Origin of the sequence: Streptomyces sp. ATexAB-D23, from assembly GCF_000373645.1 — a bacterium.
GTDB lineage: Bacteria > Actinomycetota > Actinomycetes > Streptomycetales > Streptomycetaceae > Streptomyces > Streptomyces castrisilvae.
Map to the genome: position 1 here is coordinate 301,447 of NZ_KB892013.1, position 22,147 is coordinate 323,593.

Consider the following 22,147-nt stretch of genomic DNA (forward strand, 5'->3'; position numbering starts at 1 on the left):
AGGGGGCCTGTCCTCCAGGGGTGCGATCGGTGGTTCGTACTGCGGTCGCGCCCGGCCGATGGCCGGCCGCGGACCGATGGCCTACCCGATGACGTGGTAGGTGGCGCTGAAGTGGACCACGTCGTTGTCGTTGACGAGACCGAGGCAGTCGGCGTCGGACGCGATCAGGTCGTCGTCGACGACGAGGTCGTCGGTGCTGTTGTCGAAGTATCCGTGGAGCGGGCCGTCGAAGTCGGCGCTACAGCCGAAGCCTTCCATGTGGACCGAGAAACCCTGGACGACGATGTCGTCCCAGTTCGGGTTCGAGGTGTTCGGTCCGATGCCGACCACCTGCCAGGGTGTCGCCGTGATCGTCAGGTCCACGGTCATGCCGGCGATCTGGCAGTCGGTGAAGGAGACGAGGTCGACATCGGCGGCCACGGGGCCGCTGGCGTAGAGCCAGCCCTGCGCGTCGGAGGAGTCGCACGTCATCGGCGCGAGCGCCTCCAGCGTCAGGGAGTCGGCATGGGCGGCGAAGGGCCCAGGCGGCGTCAGCGTCTCCACCCCGGCTGTCCCGGCCGAGGCGGACGACACCGCCGTGCCGAGGGCGGCGACCAGGGCGGCGGCCACGACGACGGATCTTCGCGTACGAGATTTCACGGACTCACATCCTCAGGGTCATTGCGCCGCGCCCGCGACGCCCACAACGAGAAGGCCGGGCCGGCCGCGGGGCATCCCCCGCGGCCGGCCCGTACCTGGGTACTCCCGGAGCCCTACGGCGTGGTGATCACCGGGGACGCGCCCGCCGACGTCACGTTCACGTGGTACGCGGCGTTGAAGGACGCCACGTCGTCGTCGTTGACGAGACCGAGGCAGTCGGCGTTGGACGCGACCAGCTCGGTGCCCGACCCGTCGATGACCAGGTCGCCGGCGACGTTGTCGTAGTAGCCGTACACCTTGCCGGTGAAGTCGGCGGAGCAGCCGAAGCCCTCGATGTGGGCGGAGATGCCGGTGACGTTGCCGTCGACCCGGTCGGCGTTCGAGGAGTTCACCCCGGTGACGTTGATCGTCCACGGCGTGGCGGTCATCGTGACGTCGAAGTCGAGACCGCCGACCGTGCAGTTGGTGAAGCTGATGTCGCCGATGGTGGCCATGTTGGCACCGGTGGCGCTGGTCGCGTTGATGGTGCCCGTGGTGACGTCGGAGGAGTCACACGCGAGACTGGCGAACGGGACGTCCAGCGTGGGGTTGTCCGCGTGAGCGGTGTACGCGCCGTTCGGGGTCGCCGACCACGTGGCGGTGGTGCCGGCGGAGGCCGTGGTCATCGCCATCCCGAGGGCGGCGCTGGCGGCGGTGACGACGATGGCGGCTCTACGTGCAAGGGTGTTCACGGATCCGGTTCCCTTCGAGGGTGTGTGACCGACACCGGGGGCCGCTTCCGGCCGGGTCAGCGGTACTCCCGGAGCGGGGGGTCACAGGACAGGAATGCGGCAGTCCGGCCTGACCGACTGCTCGACCTCTTGCGTTCGGCGATGACGCTACGGGTGAGTAATGTTGCTCCGCAACACGTCGGAACAAAGAATCTCCGTAATCCACCTTCTCTGTGGAGAATTTGCTGCGGCGCGAGTACGCCGCCCCGGTTTTTTATCGAGAAGTGAGCAATTACGCCGCCCCGCGGCTTCCCGAACTTGCTCACCGATTGAGGGCGGAGCCCCCGCACCGGGCAACGTCGCACGTCACAGCCCTGCGACACCGACCGACACGATACGGCCACGCATGCGGACCCACCCCGGCCGGCCCGGCCACGGCTTGTCTCCGCCTCCCACGCCGAATCCACCGCTCCGAATTCCTCGCGATTGGAGAACACGTCTCGTTTCGCTCGCGCGTTGACGGAACGGGGGCGAAAGCCGTATCAAAGAAACGAGGTAAACACACCCACCACCGCGTCCCGTCTCCGCTTCCGCGGCCCGGACCGCGCGGCGGCTTCACGGCGGCGGGCCCGGCCCGGCCGGTACATGGCCCCTACATTTCGTCTTGTCCTGCCTGTGTTCAGGGCCACAGCCTTGGACTATGTTCGGCAGCCGATGTCGGTACGCACCTGACGACGGATGGGAGCGCTCTCCCGTCCGTCCACCCCCCATCGGGCGCCGGAGAGCAAGGGGTCAAAAGGTATGCCGGGAGTTGCACAGCCCTCGGAGCTGGGAGAGCCACTGGGACCGCTGCCGCAGGAGTTCGCCGCGATCGTGCGGCCCGAACTCCCGAGCCTCATCAAGGAGATCGGCCTTGAGGTCACACGCGCCTACCCCGAGTACGCGCGGCTCCTGGACGGTCCCTACGGCCAGGGCATCCGGGTCGGCGTGGAACAGAGCATCTCCGTCTTCGTGGACCAGGTCGCCGAACCGGCCTCGCCCTCCGCGCTGCGCGACGAGATGTGCCGCAGGTTCGGCAGGTTCGAGGCGTACGAGGGGCGCGGGCTGGACCAGTTACAGGGGGCCTACCGGCTGGGCGCCCGGGTCGCGCTGCGCCGGGCGAAGAAGATCGGCAGGCGCTACAACCTCTCCCCCACCATGATGCTGACCTTCGCCGACGCCCTCTTCTCGTATGTCGACGAACTCGAATCCCTCTCGCGCGAGGGCTACTTGGAGGTCAGGTCGGCATCCGACGACCACACGGACACGCTGCGGCGCAGACTGCTGCATCTGATCCTCGCCGGCCGGCCGGTGCCCCGCGTCGCCATCGCCGAGCTCAGCGAGCAGACCGGCTGGACCCTGCCGGACGAGGTGACCCTCGTCGCGGTGCGCCCCGCCCCCGATCTCGACCGGCTCGGGATCGACCGGGACATACTTGTCGACTTCAGCGACCCGCAGCCGCACTTACTGATCCCGGGACCGTTCGACGACATGCGAAGACGCATGCTCGAACACGCGCTCCCGGGTGTTCACACGGCCATCGGCCTGACCGTCCCCGCGTCCCTGGCATCGGACTCGATCCGCTGGGCCCGGCGGGTGCTCGAACTCGTGGACGCCGGTGTCATCGACGACGCGCCGGCCATCCTCTGCGAGGACCATCTCATCACCCTGTGGCTGCTCTCCGACCCGGTCCTCCTCGACCAGCTCGCGCGCCGCGAACTCGCCCCGATGGCCAACATCAGCGCCAACCGGCGCGAACGGCTCATCGAAACACTGCGGATCTGGCTCGACACCCGCGGCACCGCCGCCCAGATGGGTGAGCTGCTCGACGTACACCCCCAGACCGTCCGATACCGGATGCGCAATCTGGAATCGATCTTCGGCGATCAACTCGTCGATCCGGAGGCCCGGTTCTCGACCGAGACCGTGCTGCGCGCCATGCAGCTGCGCGCCCGCAGCAACGAGACACCCATCTGAACAGCGCGACGCGGCCTCGATCGGACGAGCACCTCACGCGAAGTCAACCTACCTGCCGGTAAGGGGAAATAGCCGGTCATTCCCAAACGGTTGCCACACGGAGACGTTCTCAACAAGAAACGCGGAACTGCGTCCCGTTATATGGAGAGGAGCCGGCCGCCCACCAGGCGGCCCGGCACTCGACCTCCTGGCCACCATCGAGAGGGAACCCCCCATGACCGCCTCGCACTTGCTCGTCCCGGTCCCGATCCCGGACCGCATCGCCGCACTCATCGGCTCCTGCATTCCGGCGCACATCCTCCGGGCGGAGTTCGACGCCGCCTGCGCCGCGCGCGAGGTCCGCAGGTTCCGGGGTCCCCGGCTCGGCATCGAGGACCAGGCCGACCGCGAGCAGGCCCTCTCCGAGCTGGCCCGCGCCAACAAGGTCCTCGCCGCACACCACCCCCGCCTGGTGGTGGGCCCCGGCAGCCCCTGGTGACTCCGTAACCCCGTACCTCGCGCGACGCCCCGCCGGGCCTTGCGAAGGAACCGCCCGGCCCTTACCTTACTCAAAAGTAAGTTTACTCCAGAGTAAGGAACTGGCGTGGCCGACAACAGCACCGGCAGTGTCATCGACGAACTGTCAGCCCTCGACTTCGCGGCGGTCTCCCCGCCGGAGTTCGCGCGGATCGTGAAGGGCCTGTCCGCCAGGCAGCTCGGCGAGGCCATGCACGGCGAACTGCGCACCCGGGTGCTCGGCGAGGTCTTCGGCCGGATGAAGCAGCAGTTCCGCCCGGAGGCGGCCGGCCGGCTCACCGCGCTGATCCGCTGGAAGATCACCGGTGACACGGACGTGGTCTACGAGACCTCGATCGCGGAGGGCGCCTGCACCATCAGCGCGGGCCGCTCCGACGCCGAACCGCGTACGACGCTGGTCATGGCGGACGCGGAGTTCCTCAGGCTGGTCTCCGGCAACGCCAACCCCGTGACGATGTTCATGATGCGCAAGCTGAAGGTGGCCGGTGACGTCGGCCTGGCCTCGGGCCTGACCCGCTACTTCGACATCCCGAAGGCCTGAGCCGATGAGCTACTTCTCCCTCGCGCTCACCGAGGAACAGCAGGACCTGCGCAACTGGGTGCACGGCTTCGCCGCCCAGGTCGTACGCCCGGCGGCCGCCGAGTGGGACGCCCGCGAGGAGACGCCCTGGCCCGTCATCCAGGAGGCCGCCCGGATCGGCCTCTACGGATTCGAGTCGCTCGCCGACATGTACGGCGACCCGTCGGGGCTCTCCCTCCAGATAGCCAACGAGGAGCTGTTCTGGGGCGACGCCGGCATCGGCATGGCGTTGTTCGGTACCTCGCTCGCCGTCGCCGGGATCTTCGCCTCCGGCACTCCGGACCAGCTCGCCGAGTGGGTGCCCCAGTGCTACGGCGACGAGGACGACCCGAAGGTCGCGGCGTTCTGCGTCTCCGAGCCGCAGGCCGGCTCCGACGTCTCCGCGATGACCACGAAGGCCCGTTACGACGAGGCCAGGGACGAGTGGGTGCTCTCCGGCCAGAAGGCGTGGATCACCAACGGCGGGATCGCCGAGATCCATGTGGTCGTCGCCTCGGTCGACCCCTCGCTCGGCGCGCGCGGCCAGGCCGCGTTCATCGTGCCGCCCGCCACCAAGGGCCTGGAGGCGAGCCGCACCATCAAGAAGCTCGGCCTGCGCGCCTCGCACACGGCGGACGTCTTCCTCGACGACGTGCGGGTGCCGGGGCACTGCCTGCTCGGCGGAAAGGAGAAGCTGGACGCCCGCCTCGCCCGCGCCCGCGAGGGCGGCAACGCCAAGGGGCAGGCCGCGATGGCCACCTTCGAGGTCAGCCGCCCCACCGTCGGCGCCCAGGCGCTGGGCATCGCCCGCGCCGCGTACGAATACGCGCTGGAGTACGCCGGACAGCGCGAGGCGTTCGGCCGGACCATCATCGAGAACCAGTCGATCGCGTTCGCCCTGGCCGACCTGCGTACCGAGATCGAGGCCGTACGGCTGCTGATCTGGCAGGCCGCGTGGATGGCCCGCAACGACCGCACCTTCGACGCCGGCCAGGGCTCCATGTCCAAGCTGCGCGCCGGGGAGCTCGCGGTGGCCGCGACAGAAAAGGCCGTCCAGATCCTCGGTGGCGCCGGGTACAGCCGGGAGCATCCGGTCGAGCGGATGTACCGGGACGCCAAGATCTACACGATCTTCGAGGGGACCAGCGAGATCCAGCGCCTGGTCATCGCCCGCGCGATCTCGGGCCGCCACATCCGCTGAGCCGCGGGGCGGGGGCGACGGGCCGGCGCGGAACCGGGCAGACGAGGATGGGCGGGTCCGCCCGCCGCCGTCGCACCCAGGGGAACGCCATGCCCGCCGTCCCGCGCCCGTCCGTCCTCTTCGTCACCGACCTCGCCTACGAGGCGCGCGGCCGGCGCTACTGCGACGAGGACATCCACCTGACGTCACGGCTGCGCGAGGACTTCGACATCGCGCTCTGCCACCCGCGCGACGCCGCGGCCCTGCTCGACGGGTTCGACGCCGTCGTCGTACGCAACAGCGGCCCGGTGCTGCACTACCAGGAGGCGTACGACGCGTTCCGCGCGCGGGCCGGGGAGCTGGGCACCCGGGTCTACAACCCGCTGACCGGCCGCGGGGACATGGCGGGCAAGCAGTACCTCGTCGACCTCAGCCGTGCCGGATACCCGGTGATACCCACCGTGGACCGCGCGGCCGACGTGGGGCTGCTGCCCCGGGCCGAGGGCTATGTCATCAAGCCGAAGCTGGGCGCGGACTCGGCCGGGCTGCGCTTCGTGACGACTCCGGAGCCGGGGCCCGGGGCGGACGGCACCCAGCTGATCCAGCCCCGGATCGACTTCCGCTACGAGGTGTCCTTCTACTTCGTGGACCACGACTTCCAGTACGCGCTGCACGCCCCGCACCCGGAGCGGCGGTGGGTGCTGGAGCCGTACGCGGCGAGCGCGCGGGATCTGGCGTTCGCCCGGTCGTTCGTGGAGTGGAACACGCTCGACCACGGCATCCAGCGCGTCGACGCCTGCCGGACCGCGGACGGCGAGCTGCTGCTGGTCGAACTGGAGGACCTCAACCCGTATCTCTCGCTGGACCGGGTAACCGCCCCCGTACGCGAGGCTTTCGCCGCCCGGATGACGGCGTCGCTGCGGGATCTGCTGGGCTGACACGTCCGGGCGTTCCCCGCATGCGGGTGACACAGCGCGATGTGAGGGTGCAAAGGTGACCACTGCCAGCGAGACCGCCCCCGTCGCGCAGAGTGCCGCAGCTCCGCCCGTCCTTGATCCCCGCCGCCGCAACATCGTCTTCGCCACGATCGTGCTGGGCATCCTGCTGGCGGCCCTGGACCAGACGATCGTGGGCACGGCGCTGCCCACGATCGTCTCGGACCTCGGGGGCGCCGCCCATATGTCGTGGGTGGTCACCGCCTATCTCCTCGCGGAGACCGTGGCGACCGTACTGGTCGGCAAGTTCGGCGACCTGTTCGGGCGGAAGATCGTCTTCCAGCTGTCCGCGATCATCTTCATCACCGGCTCGTTCCTCTGCGGTCTCGCGACGAACATGACGCTGCTGATCGTGTGGCGCGGCCTCCAGGGCATCGGCGCCGGCGGTCTGATGGTCACCTCGATGGCGCTGATCGCCGATGTGATCCCGCTGCGCGACCGGGGCAAGTACCAGGGCGCGATCGGTGCCGTCTTCGGTGTGTCGACCGTGATCGGGCCGCTGCTCGGCGGGCTCTTCACCGACCATCTGACCTGGCGCTGGGCCTTCTACGTCAATGTGCCGATCGCGATCGTGGTGGTCATCGCGGCGGCCCGGACCATCCCGTCCGTCAAGGCGGCCGGGCGGCCGGTCATCGACTACCTGGGCATCGCGATGGTCACGATCGGGGCCAGCGCCCTGATCCTGGCCACGAGCTGGGGCGGCAACCAGTACGGCTGGGGGTCCTCGGTCATCATCGGCCTGTTCGTCCTCGGTCTGGTCGCGCTCGCTGTCTTCTGCCTCGTCGAGTTCCGGGCGAAGGAACCGATGCTGCCGATGCGGCTGTTCGGCAACCCGGTCTTCACGGTCTGCTCGATCCTCAGCTTCATCGTCGGGTTCGCGATGCTCGGCGCGATGATCTTCCTGCCGACGTATCTGCAGTACGTGGACGGCGATTCGGCGACCCTGTCGGGCGTCCGGACCCTGCCGATGGTCGTCGGTCTGCTCGCCGCCTCCATCTTCAGCGGCAACGTGGTCAGCAAGACCGGCCGCTACCGGATCTTCCCGGTCATCGGCTCCCTGGTCATGGCCGCGGGGCTGTTCCTGCTCTCCCGGATGGGGCCGGACAGCGGGGTCTGGCTGGAGTCGCTGTACATGGTGGTGCTCGGCATCGGCATCGGGCTCTCCATGCAGGTCCTGACGATCGCGGTGCAGAACACGGTCGACTACGCGGACCTGGGCACCGCCACCTCGGGCGTGACCTTCTTCCGTACGCTCGGCAGCTCCTTCGGCACCGCCGTCTTCGGGACGATCTACGCCAACGCGCTCGGCCCCCACCTGAAGGACGGCATCGCCGAGGCCGCGCGGGCCGGCGGCGACCCCGCCGTCCTGGCGAAGGCGTCCCAGAGCCCCGAAGGGCTGCACGCCCTGCCCGACGCCCAGTCGGCGCCGCTGGCCCAGGCGTACGCCGACACCCTGCACACGGTGTTCCTGTGGACGGTGCCCGTCGCGCTGCTCGGATTCGTCGTGGCGCTGTTCCTGAAGCAGGTGAAGCTGCGGGACACGGTACGGGCCGGCTCGACCGACATGGGTGAGGGCTTCGCCTCGCCGAACGCCCAGGACTCCGCCCGGCTCCTGGAGTTCTCGGTGGCGAAGGTCCTGCGGCGGGTGGCCCCGGAGACGGCGCGGCGCATCGTGGCCGAGTCGGACACCCGGCTCGACATGGCGGGGGCCTGGGCGGTGATGCAGGTCGAGCTGTTCACGCGGATGGTCGGGCACGCGGGACTCCGGCTGATCGCGGCACGGCACCGGATTCCGCCGGAGGTCCTGGTGCCGGTCTTCGACCGGATGATCGAGGAGGGCTTCCTCACCGGGGACGGCCGTCTCTTCACGCACACCGCGGCCGGCAGCCGCGAGGCCAGGACCATCACGGAAGCCTGGGCCCGCTGGCTGAACGGACAGCTGGGCGAGGACGGTGAGCGCCCGGACGACGCCCGGCTGCGCGCCGCGGTCGATGTGATCGCCAAGCGGCTGCTGGCGGAGGACCTGGCACAGGAGCTGTCGCCCGTCGCTCCGGCGGGCGCGCCCGTCTGAGCCCCGCCTCCGCGTCGGTCAGTCGGCGAAGACGGCGGACTCGTAGACCCAGGCGCCCCCGTACCGCACGAAGCGGCTCTTCTCGTGCAGTGAGCCGGGGTGGCCGCCCACCTCGTAGTGGGCCCGGAAGGTGACGGTGCCGGTGGTGTGGAAGGCGCTGCCCTCCGTCGTCCCCAGGACCTCCAGACCCTGCCAGCGCTGCCCGGGATCGAGGTCGAGGACGTCCGGCCGGTGGTCCGGGTGCCAGGTCCGCAGCAGATACCCGGCGTCCCGGACGACGAAGGCGGCGTACCGCGAGCGCATCAGCGCCTCGCATGTCGGCGCCGCGGCCCCCGCGTGCAGCCGGCCGCAGCACTCGGCGTAGCCGGCGGGCAGCCCGCAGGGGCACGGCGAAGCCGGGGTGACCTGGGGGGCGGGGGTGGAACGGGGGCCCGCGGCGGCCGGGCGCCGGGAGCGGGAGGTGCGTCGGGACATGGGTCCATTGTGACGTGCGGGAGGAACGGGCCCGCCGTGCGGGTCAGGTCAGCAGGAAGTCCGCCTGGCCGGCCTTGGCGCCCTGGATGAAGGCGGCGATCTCGTGGGGGGTGTAGATCAGGGCGGGGCCGTCGGGGTCCGCGGACTGGCGCATGGCGATTCTCCCGTCGGCCAGCTTCATGGCCTCGACGCAGTTGCCCCCGTTACCGCCGCTCCACGGCTTGTACCAGCCTTCGGAGCCGAGGTCAGCGGCAGGCATGCCGTTGTATATGGGTGTCATCACAGCTCCTTGCGGAAGTCCCGGAGGATTTCCTTCGTGCGTTGTGCAGTCGCGGCCTGGGCCGCCATGCGGTCCATGACTTCGAGGTAGGAAGCCACCTCCGGTCGCGCGTCGAAGTAGACGGCCCCGGTCAGGTACTCGCTGTAGACCATGTCGGGCAGCTCGGGGACGGCGAACCGGAAGAGCACGAAGGGCCCGTACGTCCCCGGGTGGTGCCCGGTGGAGAACTCCGCGATCTGGAGGGTCACGTTGGGCATCGCCGTGGCTTCCAGCAGCTTGTCCGCCTGGACACGCATGATCTCGACGCTGCCCACGGGGCGGCGCAGGACGGTCTCGTCCATCACCACCCACAGCCGCGGGGCGTCCGGCCGGGTCAGCAGGGACTGCCGCTCCATCCGCAGCGCCACATGGCGCTCGATGTCCTCGGGCCTGGTCTGGCCGACCGCCCCGGTGCGCATCACGGTGCGCGCGTAGTCCTCGGTCTGGAGCAGTCCGGGCACGAAATGCGGCTCGTACATGCGCAGCAGGCTCGCGGCGCCCTCCAGGCTGACGTACATGCTGAACCAGTCGGGCAGCACGTCGTGGAAGCGCTGCCACCAGCCCGGCCTGTTGGCCTCCTCCGCCAGCTCGACGAAGGCGTCCGCCTCCTCGTCCGAGATCCCGTAGGCCTTCAGCAGGACCTGCACATAGGGAATCTTGAGCGCGACCTCGGCGGTCTCCATCCTGCGTATCGTCGCCGGAGCGACGCGCAGCACCTTGGCGGCTTGGTCCCGGCTCATCCCGACGCGTTCCCGCAGGTCCTGCAGGCGCTTGCCGAGAACGACCTGGCCCACGGTCGGGGCGGACCGCGGTTCGCTCACTTCAGACCTCCCCATGCGCTGTATTCGTGCAGTGTGCCATGCGCGTCCCGTCAAGAACACAGCCACTCTGGAATTTTCAGAGTGCCTCTTGCCAAGTGTTCGCGACAGGGGGAGAGTTGGTACGCGAATCAGTTGACCAGTCATGCCCGCGACCTTCCTCGAAGATCGCGAAGCGTGACGCAGCCCCCACTGTGAGGATTCGGTCGTGGCACCTGGCAGTGCGCTCATCCCCAGGCTCATGGATCTCAGCCCGGGGACCGAAGCGCTCCGGTACTGCTTCGCGCTGCCCGCGCGCCCCGAATCGGTCGCCGGCGCCCGGCGCCTGACGAAGGCCCGGCTCGGCGAGTGGCGTACGGGCGAGGACACACGGGAGGCAGCGGTCCTGATCGTCTCGGAGCTGGTGACCAACGCGGTGGTGCACACCGCCAGCGCGCGGGTCGTGTGCGAGCTGCGGTACCTCCCGGCCGGTCTGCGCATATCCGTGCAGGACCAGGGACACCAGCCCTGCGGGCCGAGACTGGGCCGGGGCGCCGACGACGAGCACGGACGCGGCCTGCTGCTCGTGGACTCGCTGTCGAGCGCCTGGGGCGCGCACGACGCCGGGGACGGCTCGGGCCGCATCGTCTGGGCAGAACTGCCGCACGGCACGGAGCACTCATGCTGAAGAACGCCATGCACCACATCCTCGGACACCGCCGCTCCCGCGAGCCGGGCCTCTCCCCCGGCGCCGGCCGGGTCCAGCTGCCGCTGCCCGCGACCCTGTCGGCGAGCCTGGGCTGCGACGCGGTCGGGGTGCCGGCCCGCTACGGCTTCCGGCTGATGTCCCATCTGCCGCGCACCGGCTGCGTCTTCGCGGACGCCGAGCGCTGGTGGTGGATCGTGCCGGCCGGCTCCGACCTCGACCTGGACTGGCCCGAGCAGGCGGCGTACGCGCGCGGGACCTGTGTGCCCGCCGTGCGGCCCCGGCTGATCCACCAGCCCGACAGCCGTACGCCGTACACCCCGCCGATCCCGCTGTTCCTGATGGTCTGCCAGGTGACCGGGGTGACACCGTCATGGACGCAGCCGATCGGGCCACGGGCGGTCTCCGCACCCTGACCCGATCGCTGTCCTGCCTCCGGCCACCCCGAGGGGGCCGCACGGCCCCCGGCGGTCTCAGTCCGTTGCCGCGAAGGCGTCGACGCCCGTGAGACCGGCCGACAGCGCCCACAGGCGCGCGGCCTGGCCGGGGTCGGTCGCGGCTGTGTGCACTCCCCCTTCGCGGCCGTCTCCGGCCGGCTCGGCGATGTCGCAGTCCTCGCAGTACACGCCGCCCATGCCCGCCAGCAGGGGCGAGGTCGCCGCCCAGACCTGTGTCGCCGCGCCCTGTTGCGGCGTCTTGAAGGTGGGGTCGCTCGGATTGCCCTCCTCGTCGATCCAGCCGGCCTCGACCATCTCCGCCCTGGGGAGGTGGCGTTGCAGTGGGGTGAGGATGCTGCCCGGGTGCACCGCGAACGCCCTGACTCCGGCGTCGCGGCCGAGGGCGTCGAGGTGCACGGCGAACAGCACGTTCGCCGCTTTGGCCTGGCCGTACGCCTGCCACCGGTCGTAGCCGTGCTCGAAGTGCGGGTCGTCCCAACGCATGCCCATGCCGTGGGCGCCGGAGGACACGGCGACCACCCGCGCCCCGCCGGGGGCGAGCACCGGCCACAGTCGGTTGACCAGGGCGTAGTGGCCGAGGTGGTTGGTGGCGAACTGCGCCTCCCACCCCGGGCCGACCCGGGTCTCGGGGCAGGCCATGACGCCGGCGCTGTTGATCACCAGGTCGACGGTCCGGCCGGAGGCCAGGAACCGGTCGGCGAAGTCGCGGACGCTCGCCAGGTCGGAGAGGTCGAGGTCGTCGGTCTCGACGCCCGCCAGCCCCTTGACCGCGTCCCGGGCGGCCTCCGGGCGCCGGGCGGGAACGATGACGCGCGCTCCCGCGGCGGCCAGTGCGCGGGTCGTCTCCAGCCCGAGCCCCGAGTAGCCGCCCGTGACGATCGCGGTGCGGCCGGCCAGGTCGATCCCGCTCAGGACCTCGTCCGTGGTGCTGCGGGCGCCGAAACCCGATCCGATGCTGTGCTGCGGTGTGGTCATGCAGGGGGACGTTAAGTGCTGGAGCGCGCTCCAAGTCAAGCGCGGGAAGGGCCGGCCGGCGTCCCCCGGCGCAGATGGGCCAGCCCCGGGTGGGCGTGCGCGTAGCCGTCGACCAGCCGGCGGGCCACGGAGACCGAGTCGACCAGGGGGTGCAGGGCGAAGGCCCGTACGGCGTCCTCGCGCGAGCCGCTCGCCGCCGCGTCCAGGACCGCGCGCTCGACGGCCTTCACCGAGGTGACCAGGCCGGTCGCGTGGTACGGGAGCGGGTCGACGGAGACCGGGTGGGCGCCGTTGGCGTCGACCAGGCACGGCACCTCGATGACGGCGTCCGCGTCGAGCACCGAAAGCGTGGACCCGTTGCGGACGTTGAGAATGAGCGAGGTCTGCTCATTGCGTGCGACGGCCCGCATGAGGGCGAGCGCGACCTGTTCGTAGCCGCCGGAGTCCAGGTCGCTCTCGTCGCGCTCACCCGCGCCGGCCACCTCCCGGTTCTCGGACATGTACGTCGCTTCGCGCTCGGCGCGGGTGCGGTCCCACGTGGCCAGGGCGGGGGTCGCCGGGTCCTTCATCCGGCCGTAGAAGCCCTCCTGCTGCTCACGCAGGAAGGCCCCCCGGGTCTGCGCGGCCTCCTGGTAGGCGCGGACCGCCTCGCGGTTGAAGTAGTAGTAATGCAGGTATTCGTTGGGGACCGAGCCCAGCGAACGCAGCCAGTCGGCGCCGAAGAGGCGGCCTTCCTCGAAGGAGCCGAGCAGCCCGGGGTCGGCGAGCAGGCGCGGGAGTTCGTCGCGGCCCCCGACGTACAGCCCGCGCACCCAGCCGAGGTGGTTGAGGCCGACGTAGTCGATGCGGGCCAGGTCCGGGTCGGCGCCCAGCACCCGGGCGATGCGGCGGCCGAGGCCGACCGGAGAGTCGCAGATGCCGATGACGCGGTCACCGAGGTGGTGGGACATGGCCTCGGTGACCAGCCCCGCCGGGTTGGTGAAGTTGATGACCCAGGCGTGCGGGGCGAGCCGGGCGATGCGCCGGGCGAGGCCGACGGCGACCGGCACGGTGCGCAGGCCGTAGGCGATGCCGCCGGCGCCGACCGTCTCCTGGCCGAGGACGCCCTCGTCCAGCGCCACCCGTTCGTCGGCCGCCCGGCCCGCGAGGCCGCCGACCCGGATCGCCGAGAAGACGAAGTCGGCACCGCGCAGGGCCTCGTCCAGATCGGTCGTGGCGAGCACGGCGGGCGCGTCCGGGATGCCTTCGGCCTGTTCGGCGAGGACCCGGGCGACGGCGGTGAGCCGGTCGGCGTCCGTGTCGTAGAGGGTGACGGCCGATACGCGGCCCTCGGCGTGGTCGGCGAGCAGCGCCCCGTACACCAGTGGAACCCGGAATCCGCCGCCGCCCAGAATTGTCAGCTTCACGCTTCCGCATGGTACGTGGGGCGCCCTTTCACCGGGCGCCCCGTCGCCGCCGTGTCAGTCGCCGTTCCACCAGCGGGTCACGACGCGCCACAGCCGGGTGGACGCGCCGGGCTTGCGCTGGCCCGGGACGCGACCGTCCGCCGATCCGTCGGCCGTCGCGGTCGCCCCGGAGGGGGCGGAGGGCGACGGTGCCCGGGCCGGGTCCCCGGGGACGGTGGCGCGGACCGGGGTCGGGGCGGTGTGCCGTACGGCGGACCGCACCTCCCAGTCCTGGCGGGTGGCCGCGTTGGGCTTGCCCATCGACGGCGGCTCGCGGTCGTCCTGCGGGGAGCGCGGGGCGAACTCGGCGGGGAGTTCGGCCAGGTGGCGGCTGACCAGGTTGCCGACCCACCGCAGTTCGGCGTCCTCGACCGCGAGTTCGAGGTCGGGCAGGCGCATCAGCAGGGCGTCGACGCCGACGTCCGCGATGGCGCGCCCGATGTCCTGCCCCGGGCACTCGTGGGGCCCGCCGCTGAACGCGAGGTGCGCGCGGTTGCCCTCCATGTCGGCGTTGAGGTCGGGACGCACCACCGGGTCGGTGTTGGCCGCCGCGATACCGACGATCAGGGCGTCGCCGGCCTTGATGTGCTGTCCGCCCAGCTCCGTGTCGCCGACCGCCCAGCGGCCGAGGATCGCGGCGAACGGCGGCTCGTCCCACAGGGTCTGCTCGACCGCCTCGGGCACGGTCATGTGGCCGCCGCTGAGCCTGGCCCGGAAGCGCGGGTCGGTGAGGACCATGCGCAGCACGTTGGAGATCAGGTTGGTGGTCGTCTCGTAGGAGACGATGAGCATGAGCCGCAGGTGTTCGGCGACCTCCTTGTCGTTCATGGCGGCGGGGTGCTCGACCAGCCAGGTGGCGAAGTCGTCCGCGGGTTCCCGGCGGCGGCGTTCCACGAGACGGGTCAGCGCCTCCACCATGTAGGCGTTGCTCTGGACGGCCGTCCCGGTGCCCCGGATCATGTCGCGGGCGGCCTGCACCATCCGGTCGTTGTACTCCTCCGGCATGCCGAGGATGGCGCACATGACCATCATCGGCAGCCGTTCGGCGAACTCGGGGACCAGGTCGGTGCGGCCCTCGCGGCAGAAGCCGTTGACGAGCCGGTTGCTGTACCGGTTGACGTGGCGCCGGACCCCGCGCGTGTCGATGCGGGCCATGGAGTCGGTGAGGGCTCCGCGCTGCCGTTCGTGGGTGGCGCCGTCCGCGAAGGCACAGATCGGCTGCCAGGCGACCTGCGGGGCCAGCGGGTGGTCCGGCGCGATGGTGCCGTCCTGCAGGGCCCACCAGTGGCGCGAGTCGCGGGAGAACTGCGAGGGCGTACGGGTCATGTGCAGGTTCTCGCTGTGCCCGAGCACCAGCCAGGCGGGCACGTCGCCCTGCAGCAGCACCGGGGCCACCGTGCCGTGCTCGGCGCGCAGCTTCTCGTAGAGGCCCCGCGGGTCCTGTTCCGCCTCGGGGCCGTAGAGCCGGCGCAGGCCTCCGGGGCCGACGCCCAGGCCGTGGGCCGGGCATCCGGGGGGCGGGACCGGCCCGGTGTCCCGGCCGTGGTCGTAGGGAAAGGGGGTTGTCACGATCGCTCCAGGGGTCAGGCCGCAACGGGCCGGACGGATGGGGTGCGCGGTGGGGGCGCGCGAACGGGTGCGAGTGCGGATGGGGTGGTGCGCGGGTCAGCCGACCGGGAGGGCCAGGCTGTGCAGGTAGCGCATCAGCGTCATCAGCACATCGCGGCTCGAAACGCGCAGCCGGGCGTCGCAGTCGATCATCGGGACCTCTTCGGGCAGGTCCAGGGCGCTGCGCAGCGCCTCGACGGGGTGTTTCGGCGCGTCGGGGAAGGTGTTGATGGCGACGACGAACGGCACGCCGCGTTCCTCCAGGCGCCCGATGACGTCGAAGCTGACTTCGAGCCGGCGGGTGTCGATGAGGACGACGGCGCCGAGCGCGCCTTCGAACAGGCCGTTCCACAGGAACCAGAAGCGTTCCTGGCCGGGGGTTCCGAAGAGGTAGAGGATGAGCTCCTCGCTGATGCTGATCCGGCCGAAGTCCATGGCGACGGTGGTGGAGGTCTTGCTCTCCACCCCGGAGTTGTCGTCCACGCCGACGCCGGCCTGCGTCATCGTCTCTTCGGTGGTCAGGGGCCGGATCTCGCTGACCGAGCCCACCATGGTCGTCTTGCCGGCTCCGAACCCCCCGACGATCACGACCTTCACCGCGGCGGTCGCCGTGGTGGGCAGGACGTCCTCGCTGCGGGGGCCCGTGATCGTGTCAGAGTTTCTGAAGTCCATGCATCACCGCTTCGAGGAGGGACCTGTCCGGGAGGGTCGCGCGGACGATCGGGGCACGCGATTCGATCAGCCCGGTCGCGAGGAGTTCCGTGAGGAGCGAGGTCACCACGCTGAACGGCAGGCTGAGGTAGGCGGAGAGTTCCGCGACGGATAACGGGGCCCGGCAGAGCCGGAGGATCACTGCCTGCTCGGGCTGGACCATGGGGGACGGCTCGGCCTTCGAGACAATCATGGTGACCAGGTCGAGAGCTGCCCGCTCGCTGCCGTCGGGATCGCCGGTGATGACGTAGAGCCGTTCCGGATCGCTCGGCCCGGCTTCGGTCTTGCGGCGTTCTCGTCGGGGAACGTTCATACGGCCTGCCCGTCGTGGCGGGGCGGACTCGTGAGGTGGGCGCCGATCCGCACGACCATGTCACGCATCCGCGCCCCGACGAGTCCGGCGTCCACCGTCTCGCCCGCGAGCACCGCCAGATAGGCGCCGGTGCCCGCGGCCATCAGGTAGAAGAAGCCGCCGGTGACCTCGATGACGACGAGCCTCATCCGGCCGTCGCTGTACGGGATCTCGGAGGCGACGGCCGCCGCCAGGCTCTGCAGTCCGGCGCACGCCGCCGCGAGCCGGTCCGCGACGTCGGGGTCGCCGCCGTGCCGGGCGATGCGCAGCCCGTCGGCGGAGAGCACGACGATCTGGTGGATGTCCGGGACATCGTCGGCCAGCTCTTTGAGCATCCAGTCCATGTTGCCCCGCTGCTGGATCACTTCAGGTCTCCCTTGTCCCACGCGTCGTCAGAGTCATCGCCCGTCCTGGGGTCCTGGGGCACGCCGTTGGCGGCCTTGGTGAACGCCTCCAGCCAGATCCCGGGCGGCGGTTCCTTGCCGTTCTCCTGGCCGTTGCCGCTGCCGTCGCCGTAGCTGTGGCCGTGGCCATTGGTCCGGCCCGCGGTGGGGTCGGACGGCTGGGCTGGGAGGTTGTGCGAGCCCAGCGGTGCGCGGCCCCGGCTGCGGCGCTGCGGGAGCCCGCCCGCGGTCCACTCGGTCACGACGGGCGCTTCGTCCTCCATGGCGAGGGCCGGGACGACGGGGCTCGGGGCGGAGGACACGGGTCCGGTGGCGGGCCGGGCGGCCACGGGGCTCGGCTTGCGGCGGTTGCTGCGGGCCGGGACGACGTGCTTCATGTCGTCGAGGTCGATGTCGCTGGTGGGCCGCGAGGTGGCGCCGATCCCGTGGGCGATGCCGGGCGCGGGACCGGTGGTGATCATGGCGCGGGGCACGATGAGCACGGCCCGTACGCCGCCGTAGGCGGACTGCCGCAGCGAGACCTGGAGGTCGTACATCCGCGCGAGCCGGCCGACGACCGCCATCCCGAGGCGGGGGGACTCGCCGAGGTCGTTCATGCTGGAGCCCGCCTGGGCCCTGGCGAGCATGTTCTCGGCCCGTGCGCGGGCCTCCTCGCTGAGGCTGACGCCGCCGTCCTCGATCTCGATGGCGATGCCCGTCTGCACCTCGACCGCGGTGACGTGCACCCGGGTCTGCGGCGGCGAGTAGCGCGTGGCGTTGTCGAGGAGTTCGGCGCAGGCGTGGATGAGCGGTTCGACCGCGGTGCCGATGATGGCGACCTTGGCGATCGAGTGCAGATCGACGCGCGGGTACTCCAGGATGCGCGACATGGCGCCGCGCAACACGCTGAACAGCGGTACGGGCTTGGGCCACTGGCGGCTGGGCCGGGCTCCGCCGAGTACCGCGATGGAGTCGGCGAGGCGGCCGATCAGCGCGGTGCCGTGGTCGATGCGGAGCAGGTCGTCGAAGACGTCGGGGTTGCGCCCGTGGTGCTCCTCCATCTCCCGCAGTTCGCTGGCCTGGCGGTGGACGATCGCCTGGACGCGGCGGGCGACGTTGACGAAGGCGCGCTGGGCGGAGTCGCGGGTCGCCTCCTCGTTGTCGATGATGTCCAGCACGGTGTAGACGAGGGCGCGCTGGGCGTCGGGCAGATGGCGGTGGACCGGGTCGGCGTCCACGACGTCGCGCAGCACCTCGTCGGGCGAATTGCCCACCCGCAGACGGTGGATGGCGGCCGGCAGCAGTTCCCTGCTGATCCGCACGGTCTCGGTGTCGTGGTCGGCGATGCGTCGTTCCAGCGCGGCGACGCGCTGCTCGTACTCCGCGCGCCGGCGGCGGATCGTCCTGCCCCGGCGGGCGATCTCCACGGCGAGCGCGCCGACCACGACGGTGGCGAACGCTCCGCACCAGATGACTGGTATCCGCGCGGGCTCGGCAACCAGCGCCGCGGCGGCGGCAGTCGCGCCCGCCATCACGACGACGGGCAGCAACAGGGCGCGGGCGACGGGGGCTTCCCGTACGGCCGGCGGTGATTCAACACGGACCATCTGAACCTCTGGCGGTTGATTCGGCTTTATTCCGGAGATTCGGCACTTGCAGGGCAGTCGGGAGCAAGCGCTCGATTCATCTCAACTCGGCTTCACTGTGCGTGAGCTTAGTCAGATCGAATCAGTGCTTCCGCACATTCCTCCAACCCCCTGCGCGAGCGCTCCCGCGGTAATACACTCACGAGTTTTTGCACGCAGCGCCTTCACGCGTGTGCGGGGAGTGACGACGTGGAGGAATGAGGAAGAATCGCCCCACAGAGCGACAGATGGGCACATGTGATCGAAGGGGCCCGTACGAGTGATGACGGGCCGGGGCGCGCGCCGGGCGCGCGCCCTCGGAGGGTCAGGGGCGGGCGCCGCCGATACGGCCTTCCAGCTGGACCAGCAGCTCGCTGAGCTGTGCGCTCAGCCGGTCGCGGGACTCGGCGTCCAGGCCGGAGAGCACCGCGCGTTCGTACGCCAGCTGCCGGGGCAGCAGCCCGTCGACCAGGTCGCACCCCTCGTCGGTGAGGCGTACGTGGGCGACCCTGCGGTCCCGTTCGTCACCGCGACGGGCGATCAGGCCGCGCTCCTGGAGGCCGCGGAGCCGCTTGGTGACGGCGGCTCCGGAGGAGAAGGTCTCCCGGGCCAGCTCGCCGGGGGTCAGTTCGCGGCCGGTGCGGCGCACGGCGCCCAGCAGGTCGAACTCGGCGCGGGTCAGCCCGGCCGCCCGCAGCGGCGCGTCCTCGGCCTGCTGGAGCAGGGCGGAGCAGCGGTTGATGCGGCCGATGAGCTCCATCGGGCCGGTGTCCAGCTCCGGGTTGACGGCCCGCCACTGCCGTACCACCGAGGCGACGATGTCGTCGGTCACACCGCTCCGTTCTCCTGGGCGGGGGCGGTCGGCCCCTGCCGTTTCGCTGTCGCGGCGAGCGTACGGTGTCCGGCCTGCTCGGCGGCGAGCACCGCCTCCTGGGGCAGGGCGCGCTGCCACCATTCACCGGCCGCGGTGTCGTCGGCCTCGCGCAGCTCGACCAGGGAGCCGGTGAGCCTGCGGCGGGCGGCATCGAGCGCGGCGGGGGCGGGCTCGGGGGCCGCGAGGGTCCGCACGGCATGGGCGCGGGCCTGTTCGGCGGCGGCCAGCGCGCGTTCGACGCGGCCGGTGGCGCGGCGGTTGGTGACGACCACGGCGGCGAGGAAGCCGACGGACGCGCCGATCACGGTGTCCAGGACCCGGTCGCCGATCAGCTCGCCGGCCGGGTGGCTGCCGGCGTACTCCAGGACGAGCAGCGCCATCGGCGTGACGGCGACGGAGCCGAGCCAGTAGTTGCGGGTGATCAGGGCCTCGGCCGCGAAGCCGAAGAGGAGGCAGAAGCCGATGAGGGCCAGCGGGGTGCTCCGGGCGGCCGGGAGGACCGCGGCGAAGACCAGGACGCCGATGAGGTTGCCGAGGGTGCGCTGGAGCGCGCGGTTCCAGGAGAGCGTGACGTTGGCCTGGTAGAGGGAGGCGGCGGTGACGATCGCCCAGTAGGGGCGGCCGACGCCGACGGCCGAGCAGACGTAGCCGGCCAGGGCGCAGCCGACGAGGGTGCGGGCGGCGACCGGCAGCAGCGGGGAGCCGGGGGCGAGGCCCTTGAGCAGGGCGCGCGGCGAGCTGCCCCGGGCGGCGCGTTCGGCCTCGACGCCGAAGAGTTCGGCGTCGGTCCCGGGGGCCTCGGGCGGGGCGGGGACAGGGCCGCGGGCGCGGGTGCGCCGGGCCCACTCGCCCAGCCGGGCGGCGTCGGCCGCGTCCGGGGCGCCGGTCAGGACCGAGGTCTCGGCGTGGACGACGAGGCGCTCCAGGGCGCGGCGCGCGGGGGTGGGGCGGCCGGCGGCGATGAGGGTCTGCCAGGCGGCGTGGACGGCGGCGACCGCGGCGCGGCGGGTGGCGTGGCCGGGCGCTTCGGCGTGGGCTGCGGCGGCGTTCAGCGCGCGGGCCGTCGCACGGCGTTCGGGTCCGTCGCGGCGGATCAGGGCGGGGGCGACGACGGCGACGAGCCAGGAGACCGCGCCCGCGCCGAGCGTGAGGACGAGGTGGCCCGGGACCTGGCCGAGCGTCTGCGGGACGAACAGGGCGGCGGAGCTGACGAAGGTGAAGATCACCGGCCCCGGGGGCCCGACCCGGGAGGCGTCGCACAGGAGCTTCTGCCCGGCCGCCAGGAGCGCGCCGGCGGCGATCAGCACAGCGGTCGAGCCGGTCAGCGAGGCCAGGACGAGGGCGATACCCAGACCGGCGGTCATGCCGAGGACGACGGCGGCGACGGTGCCGGCGCGGCGCGCGTACGGGAGGTTGTGGCCGTACAGCGCGCAGAGCGAGCCGGCCATCGTGTACATCACCAGGTCGAGGCGGCCCAGGCAGAGCAGCACCAGGTTGGGTACGGCCGTGGCCACGACGACGCTGGTGGCCGGCTTGAACCACATGTCCGACGGCCGGACCAGACGCAGCGGGCCGGTCAGCGGGAGCCTGCGGACGGCCGGCTTGCGGAACCTGATGCTTGTATCACTCACTCATATACCTTAGCAGGTATTACACCAGTAAAACATATGGCCCGGAACGGCCCGGGAGCCGGCCCCGGACCGGGCCCGGACACACCACCGCCCGCGCCCCTCGCACGGTGATGCGCGAGGGGCGCGGGCGGTCGCGCAAGGACTGTGGAGCCTCAGCCCAGGCCGCGGGCGTCCTGCTTGAGGGCGGTGTCCACGGTCAGGGCCGTCGCCACCACCAGGCTCAGCAGCGGCTCGGGCAGCTGGTAGTGGATCTGGAGGACATAGTTGTCCGCCGTCGTGAACAGGGTCTTCGCGAGGCCTTCCCAGGTCTTGGTGATCCGGGCGATCTCCGCGTCGTTGTGGTCGACGATCGCGAAGTTCCAGGCGCGCCAGTTCTCGGCCTTGATCGCGCCGACCTGCTGCCCGTCGACCATGATCGCGAAGTTGATCTTGCCGATGGCGTTCTGCTGGACGATCTCGCCGACCGGCTGCCCGTCGGGGCGCTGCACGATGACCTTGGACTTGATGAACTTCGCCGGGCGGGTCAGCAGCAGCTGCGGCTGCCCGTAGGCGTCGCGGATCTCCAGCCGGTGGGTCAGGTACTGGTCGATGCTGGTGAGGAACCTCACCACCTTGCGCACGGCACCCTGGCCGACCTGGACGACCGACCCGATGGTGTTCCCGTGCTGGTCGAAGACGCTGTACTCGTTCGTCACCTCGATCAGCTTGGCCTTCTGGTTCACCACCAGGACCTGCTGATTGAAGAGCGAGCCCGCGCCGGGGGCGCCGCCCTGCTGCGGATGCTGCGCGCCCTGCTGCGCGGCGGCCGGGGGCTGCTGGGGGGCCACCTGCTGCTGGGGCGACTGCTGAGGGGGCACCGGAGCCTGAGCGGGGGCCTGGGGCTGTCCCTGGGCCTGGCCGCCACCACCCGCGGGGTTGGTGTGCTCGGTCCACTGGGAGCCGTCCCAGTAGCGCAGCAGCTGAGGGGCGCCGTGCGGATCGGGATACCAGCCCGCAGATACGTTCGAGTGCGTTGTCACCGGGGCACACTATCCCGGCACGCCGAAAGGGGAACCCCCCTGTCCATGGATCCACAGGTTCACCGGACCCCGGCCCGTACTGCT

23 protein-coding genes are annotated in these 22,147 nt (G+C 71.3%); 8 read left to right on the forward strand and 15 right to left on the reverse strand.

Going from position 1 to position 22,147, the window contains the following annotated elements:
- Window positions 1-81: 81 nt before the first annotated feature.
- Both B082_RS39860 and B082_RS39865 read right to left on the reverse strand, forming a co-directional pair.
- Entirely contained in the window at window positions 82-639 is a 558-nt protein-coding gene (locus B082_RS39860; RefSeq protein ID WP_234018156.1) for a hypothetical protein, read from the reverse strand.
- A gap of 113 nt (window positions 640-752) precedes the next feature.
- Window positions 753-1,370 (reverse strand): hypothetical protein, encoded by a 618-nt coding sequence (locus tag B082_RS39865; protein ID WP_018552522.1) that lies wholly within the window; start codon window positions 1,368-1,370, stop codon window positions 753-755.
- 780 nt (window positions 1,371-2,150) lie between these two features.
- Here B082_RS39865 and B082_RS0114475 point away from each other — a divergent pair.
- From B082_RS0114475 to B082_RS0114500, 6 genes are all read left to right on the forward strand, one after another.
- Window positions 2,151-3,365, forward strand: coding sequence for a helix-turn-helix domain-containing protein (locus B082_RS0114475; RefSeq protein ID WP_018552523.1), 1,215 nt, complete (start codon window positions 2,151-2,153; stop codon window positions 3,363-3,365).
- Window positions 3,366-3,579: 214 nt separating this feature from the next.
- Window positions 3,580-3,843 (forward strand): hypothetical protein, encoded by a 264-nt coding sequence (locus B082_RS0114480; RefSeq protein WP_018552524.1) that lies wholly within the window; start codon window positions 3,580-3,582, stop codon window positions 3,841-3,843.
- 105 nt (window positions 3,844-3,948) lie between these two features.
- On the forward strand, window positions 3,949-4,422 hold the full coding sequence (locus B082_RS0114485; RefSeq protein WP_018552525.1) for an SCP2 sterol-binding domain-containing protein: 474 nt from the start codon (window positions 3,949-3,951) through the stop codon (window positions 4,420-4,422).
- Between the two features lie 4 nt (window positions 4,423-4,426).
- Window positions 4,427-5,641, forward strand: a complete 1,215-nt coding sequence (locus B082_RS0114490; RefSeq protein WP_018552526.1) for an acyl-CoA dehydrogenase family protein — start codon at window positions 4,427-4,429, stop codon at window positions 5,639-5,641.
- Between the two features lie 89 nt (window positions 5,642-5,730).
- Entirely contained in the window at window positions 5,731-6,558 is an 828-nt protein-coding gene (locus B082_RS0114495) for a hypothetical protein (protein ID WP_018552527.1), read from the forward strand.
- Between the two features lie 55 nt (window positions 6,559-6,613).
- On the forward strand, window positions 6,614-8,686 hold the full coding sequence (locus B082_RS0114500) for an MDR family MFS transporter (RefSeq protein WP_018552528.1): 2,073 nt from the start codon (window positions 6,614-6,616) through the stop codon (window positions 8,684-8,686).
- An 18-nt stretch (window positions 8,687-8,704) separates the two neighbouring features.
- Here the strand turns inward: B082_RS0114500 and B082_RS0114505 are convergent, their stop codons facing one another.
- From B082_RS0114505 to B082_RS0114515, 3 genes are read right to left on the reverse strand one after another with little or no spacing between them, the layout of a single operon-like run.
- The gene (locus B082_RS0114505) at window positions 8,705-9,160 is read right to left on the reverse strand and encodes a YchJ family protein (RefSeq protein ID WP_018552529.1); all 456 of its coding nucleotides are present in this window, start codon (window positions 9,158-9,160) and stop codon (window positions 8,705-8,707) included.
- 43 nt (window positions 9,161-9,203) lie between these two features.
- Entirely contained in the window at window positions 9,204-9,440 is a 237-nt protein-coding gene (locus B082_RS0114510) for a DUF397 domain-containing protein (protein ID WP_018552530.1), read from the reverse strand.
- Window positions 9,440-10,300, reverse strand: coding sequence for a helix-turn-helix domain-containing protein (locus B082_RS0114515; protein ID WP_018552531.1), 861 nt, complete (start codon window positions 10,298-10,300; stop codon window positions 9,440-9,442). Before B082_RS0114515 ends, B082_RS0114510 begins: the two co-directional genes overlap by 1 nt.
- Before the next feature lie 205 nt (window positions 10,301-10,505).
- Here B082_RS0114515 and B082_RS0114520 point away from each other — a divergent pair, with 205 nt between their 5' ends.
- Both B082_RS0114520 and B082_RS0114525 read left to right on the forward strand, forming a co-directional pair.
- Window positions 10,506-10,964: an ATP-binding protein gene (locus B082_RS0114520; RefSeq protein WP_018552532.1), complete on the forward strand. Its 459-nt coding sequence runs from the start codon at window positions 10,506-10,508 to the stop codon at window positions 10,962-10,964.
- Window positions 10,958-11,398 (forward strand): hypothetical protein, encoded by a 441-nt coding sequence (locus tag B082_RS0114525; protein WP_018552533.1) that lies wholly within the window; start codon window positions 10,958-10,960, stop codon window positions 11,396-11,398. Before B082_RS0114520 ends, B082_RS0114525 begins: the two co-directional genes overlap by 7 nt.
- 57 nt (window positions 11,399-11,455) lie before the next feature.
- On the opposite strand, the gene B082_RS0114530 is transcribed toward B082_RS0114525, so the two are convergent.
- The 10 genes from B082_RS0114530 to B082_RS0114575 all read right to left on the reverse strand — a co-directional run bounded on the left by B082_RS0114530 (window position 11,456) and on the right by B082_RS0114575 (window position 22,063).
- Complete coding sequence (locus B082_RS0114530; protein ID WP_018552534.1) at window positions 11,456-12,415, reverse strand: SDR family NAD(P)-dependent oxidoreductase; 960 nt, start codon at window positions 12,413-12,415, stop codon at window positions 11,456-11,458.
- 35 nt (window positions 12,416-12,450) lie between these two features.
- Window positions 12,451-13,821, reverse strand: coding sequence for a 6-phospho-beta-glucosidase (locus tag B082_RS0114535; protein WP_037710119.1), 1,371 nt, complete (start codon window positions 13,819-13,821; stop codon window positions 12,451-12,453).
- Between the two features lie 54 nt (window positions 13,822-13,875).
- The gene (locus B082_RS0114540) at window positions 13,876-15,429 is read right to left on the reverse strand and encodes a cytochrome P450 (RefSeq protein WP_018552536.1); all 1,554 of its coding nucleotides are present in this window, start codon (window positions 15,427-15,429) and stop codon (window positions 13,876-13,878) included.
- A gap of 96 nt (window positions 15,430-15,525) precedes the next feature.
- A complete protein-coding gene (locus B082_RS0114545) occupies window positions 15,526-16,140 on the reverse strand; it encodes a GTP-binding protein (RefSeq protein ID WP_018552537.1) in 615 nt (204 codons plus the stop codon).
- Entirely contained in the window at window positions 16,121-16,492 is a 372-nt protein-coding gene (locus B082_RS0114550; RefSeq protein WP_018552538.1) for a DUF742 domain-containing protein, read from the reverse strand. The genes B082_RS0114545 and B082_RS0114550 overlap by 20 nt, the downstream gene beginning before the upstream one ends.
- A complete protein-coding gene (locus tag B082_RS0114555) occupies window positions 16,489-16,896 on the reverse strand; it encodes a roadblock/LC7 domain-containing protein (RefSeq protein WP_018552539.1) in 408 nt (135 codons plus the stop codon). The genes B082_RS0114550 and B082_RS0114555 overlap by 4 nt, the downstream gene beginning before the upstream one ends.
- The gene (locus B082_RS0114560) at window positions 16,893-18,521 is read right to left on the reverse strand and encodes a sensor histidine kinase (protein WP_018552540.1); all 1,629 of its coding nucleotides are present in this window, start codon (window positions 18,519-18,521) and stop codon (window positions 16,893-16,895) included. Before B082_RS0114560 ends, B082_RS0114555 begins: the two co-directional genes overlap by 4 nt.
- Window positions 18,522-18,864: 343 nt before the next feature.
- Entirely contained in the window at window positions 18,865-19,371 is a 507-nt protein-coding gene (locus B082_RS0114565; RefSeq protein ID WP_018552541.1) for a MarR family winged helix-turn-helix transcriptional regulator, read from the reverse strand.
- Window positions 19,368-21,044, reverse strand: a complete 1,677-nt coding sequence (locus tag B082_RS0114570) for an FUSC family protein (RefSeq protein ID WP_018552542.1) — start codon at window positions 21,042-21,044, stop codon at window positions 19,368-19,370. The genes B082_RS0114565 and B082_RS0114570 overlap by 4 nt, the downstream gene beginning before the upstream one ends.
- Before the next feature lie 152 nt (window positions 21,045-21,196).
- Window positions 21,197-22,063 (reverse strand): phospholipid scramblase-related protein, encoded by an 867-nt coding sequence (locus B082_RS0114575; RefSeq protein WP_026249787.1) that lies wholly within the window; start codon window positions 22,061-22,063, stop codon window positions 21,197-21,199.
- Between the last annotated feature and the right edge of the window lie 84 nt (window positions 22,064-22,147).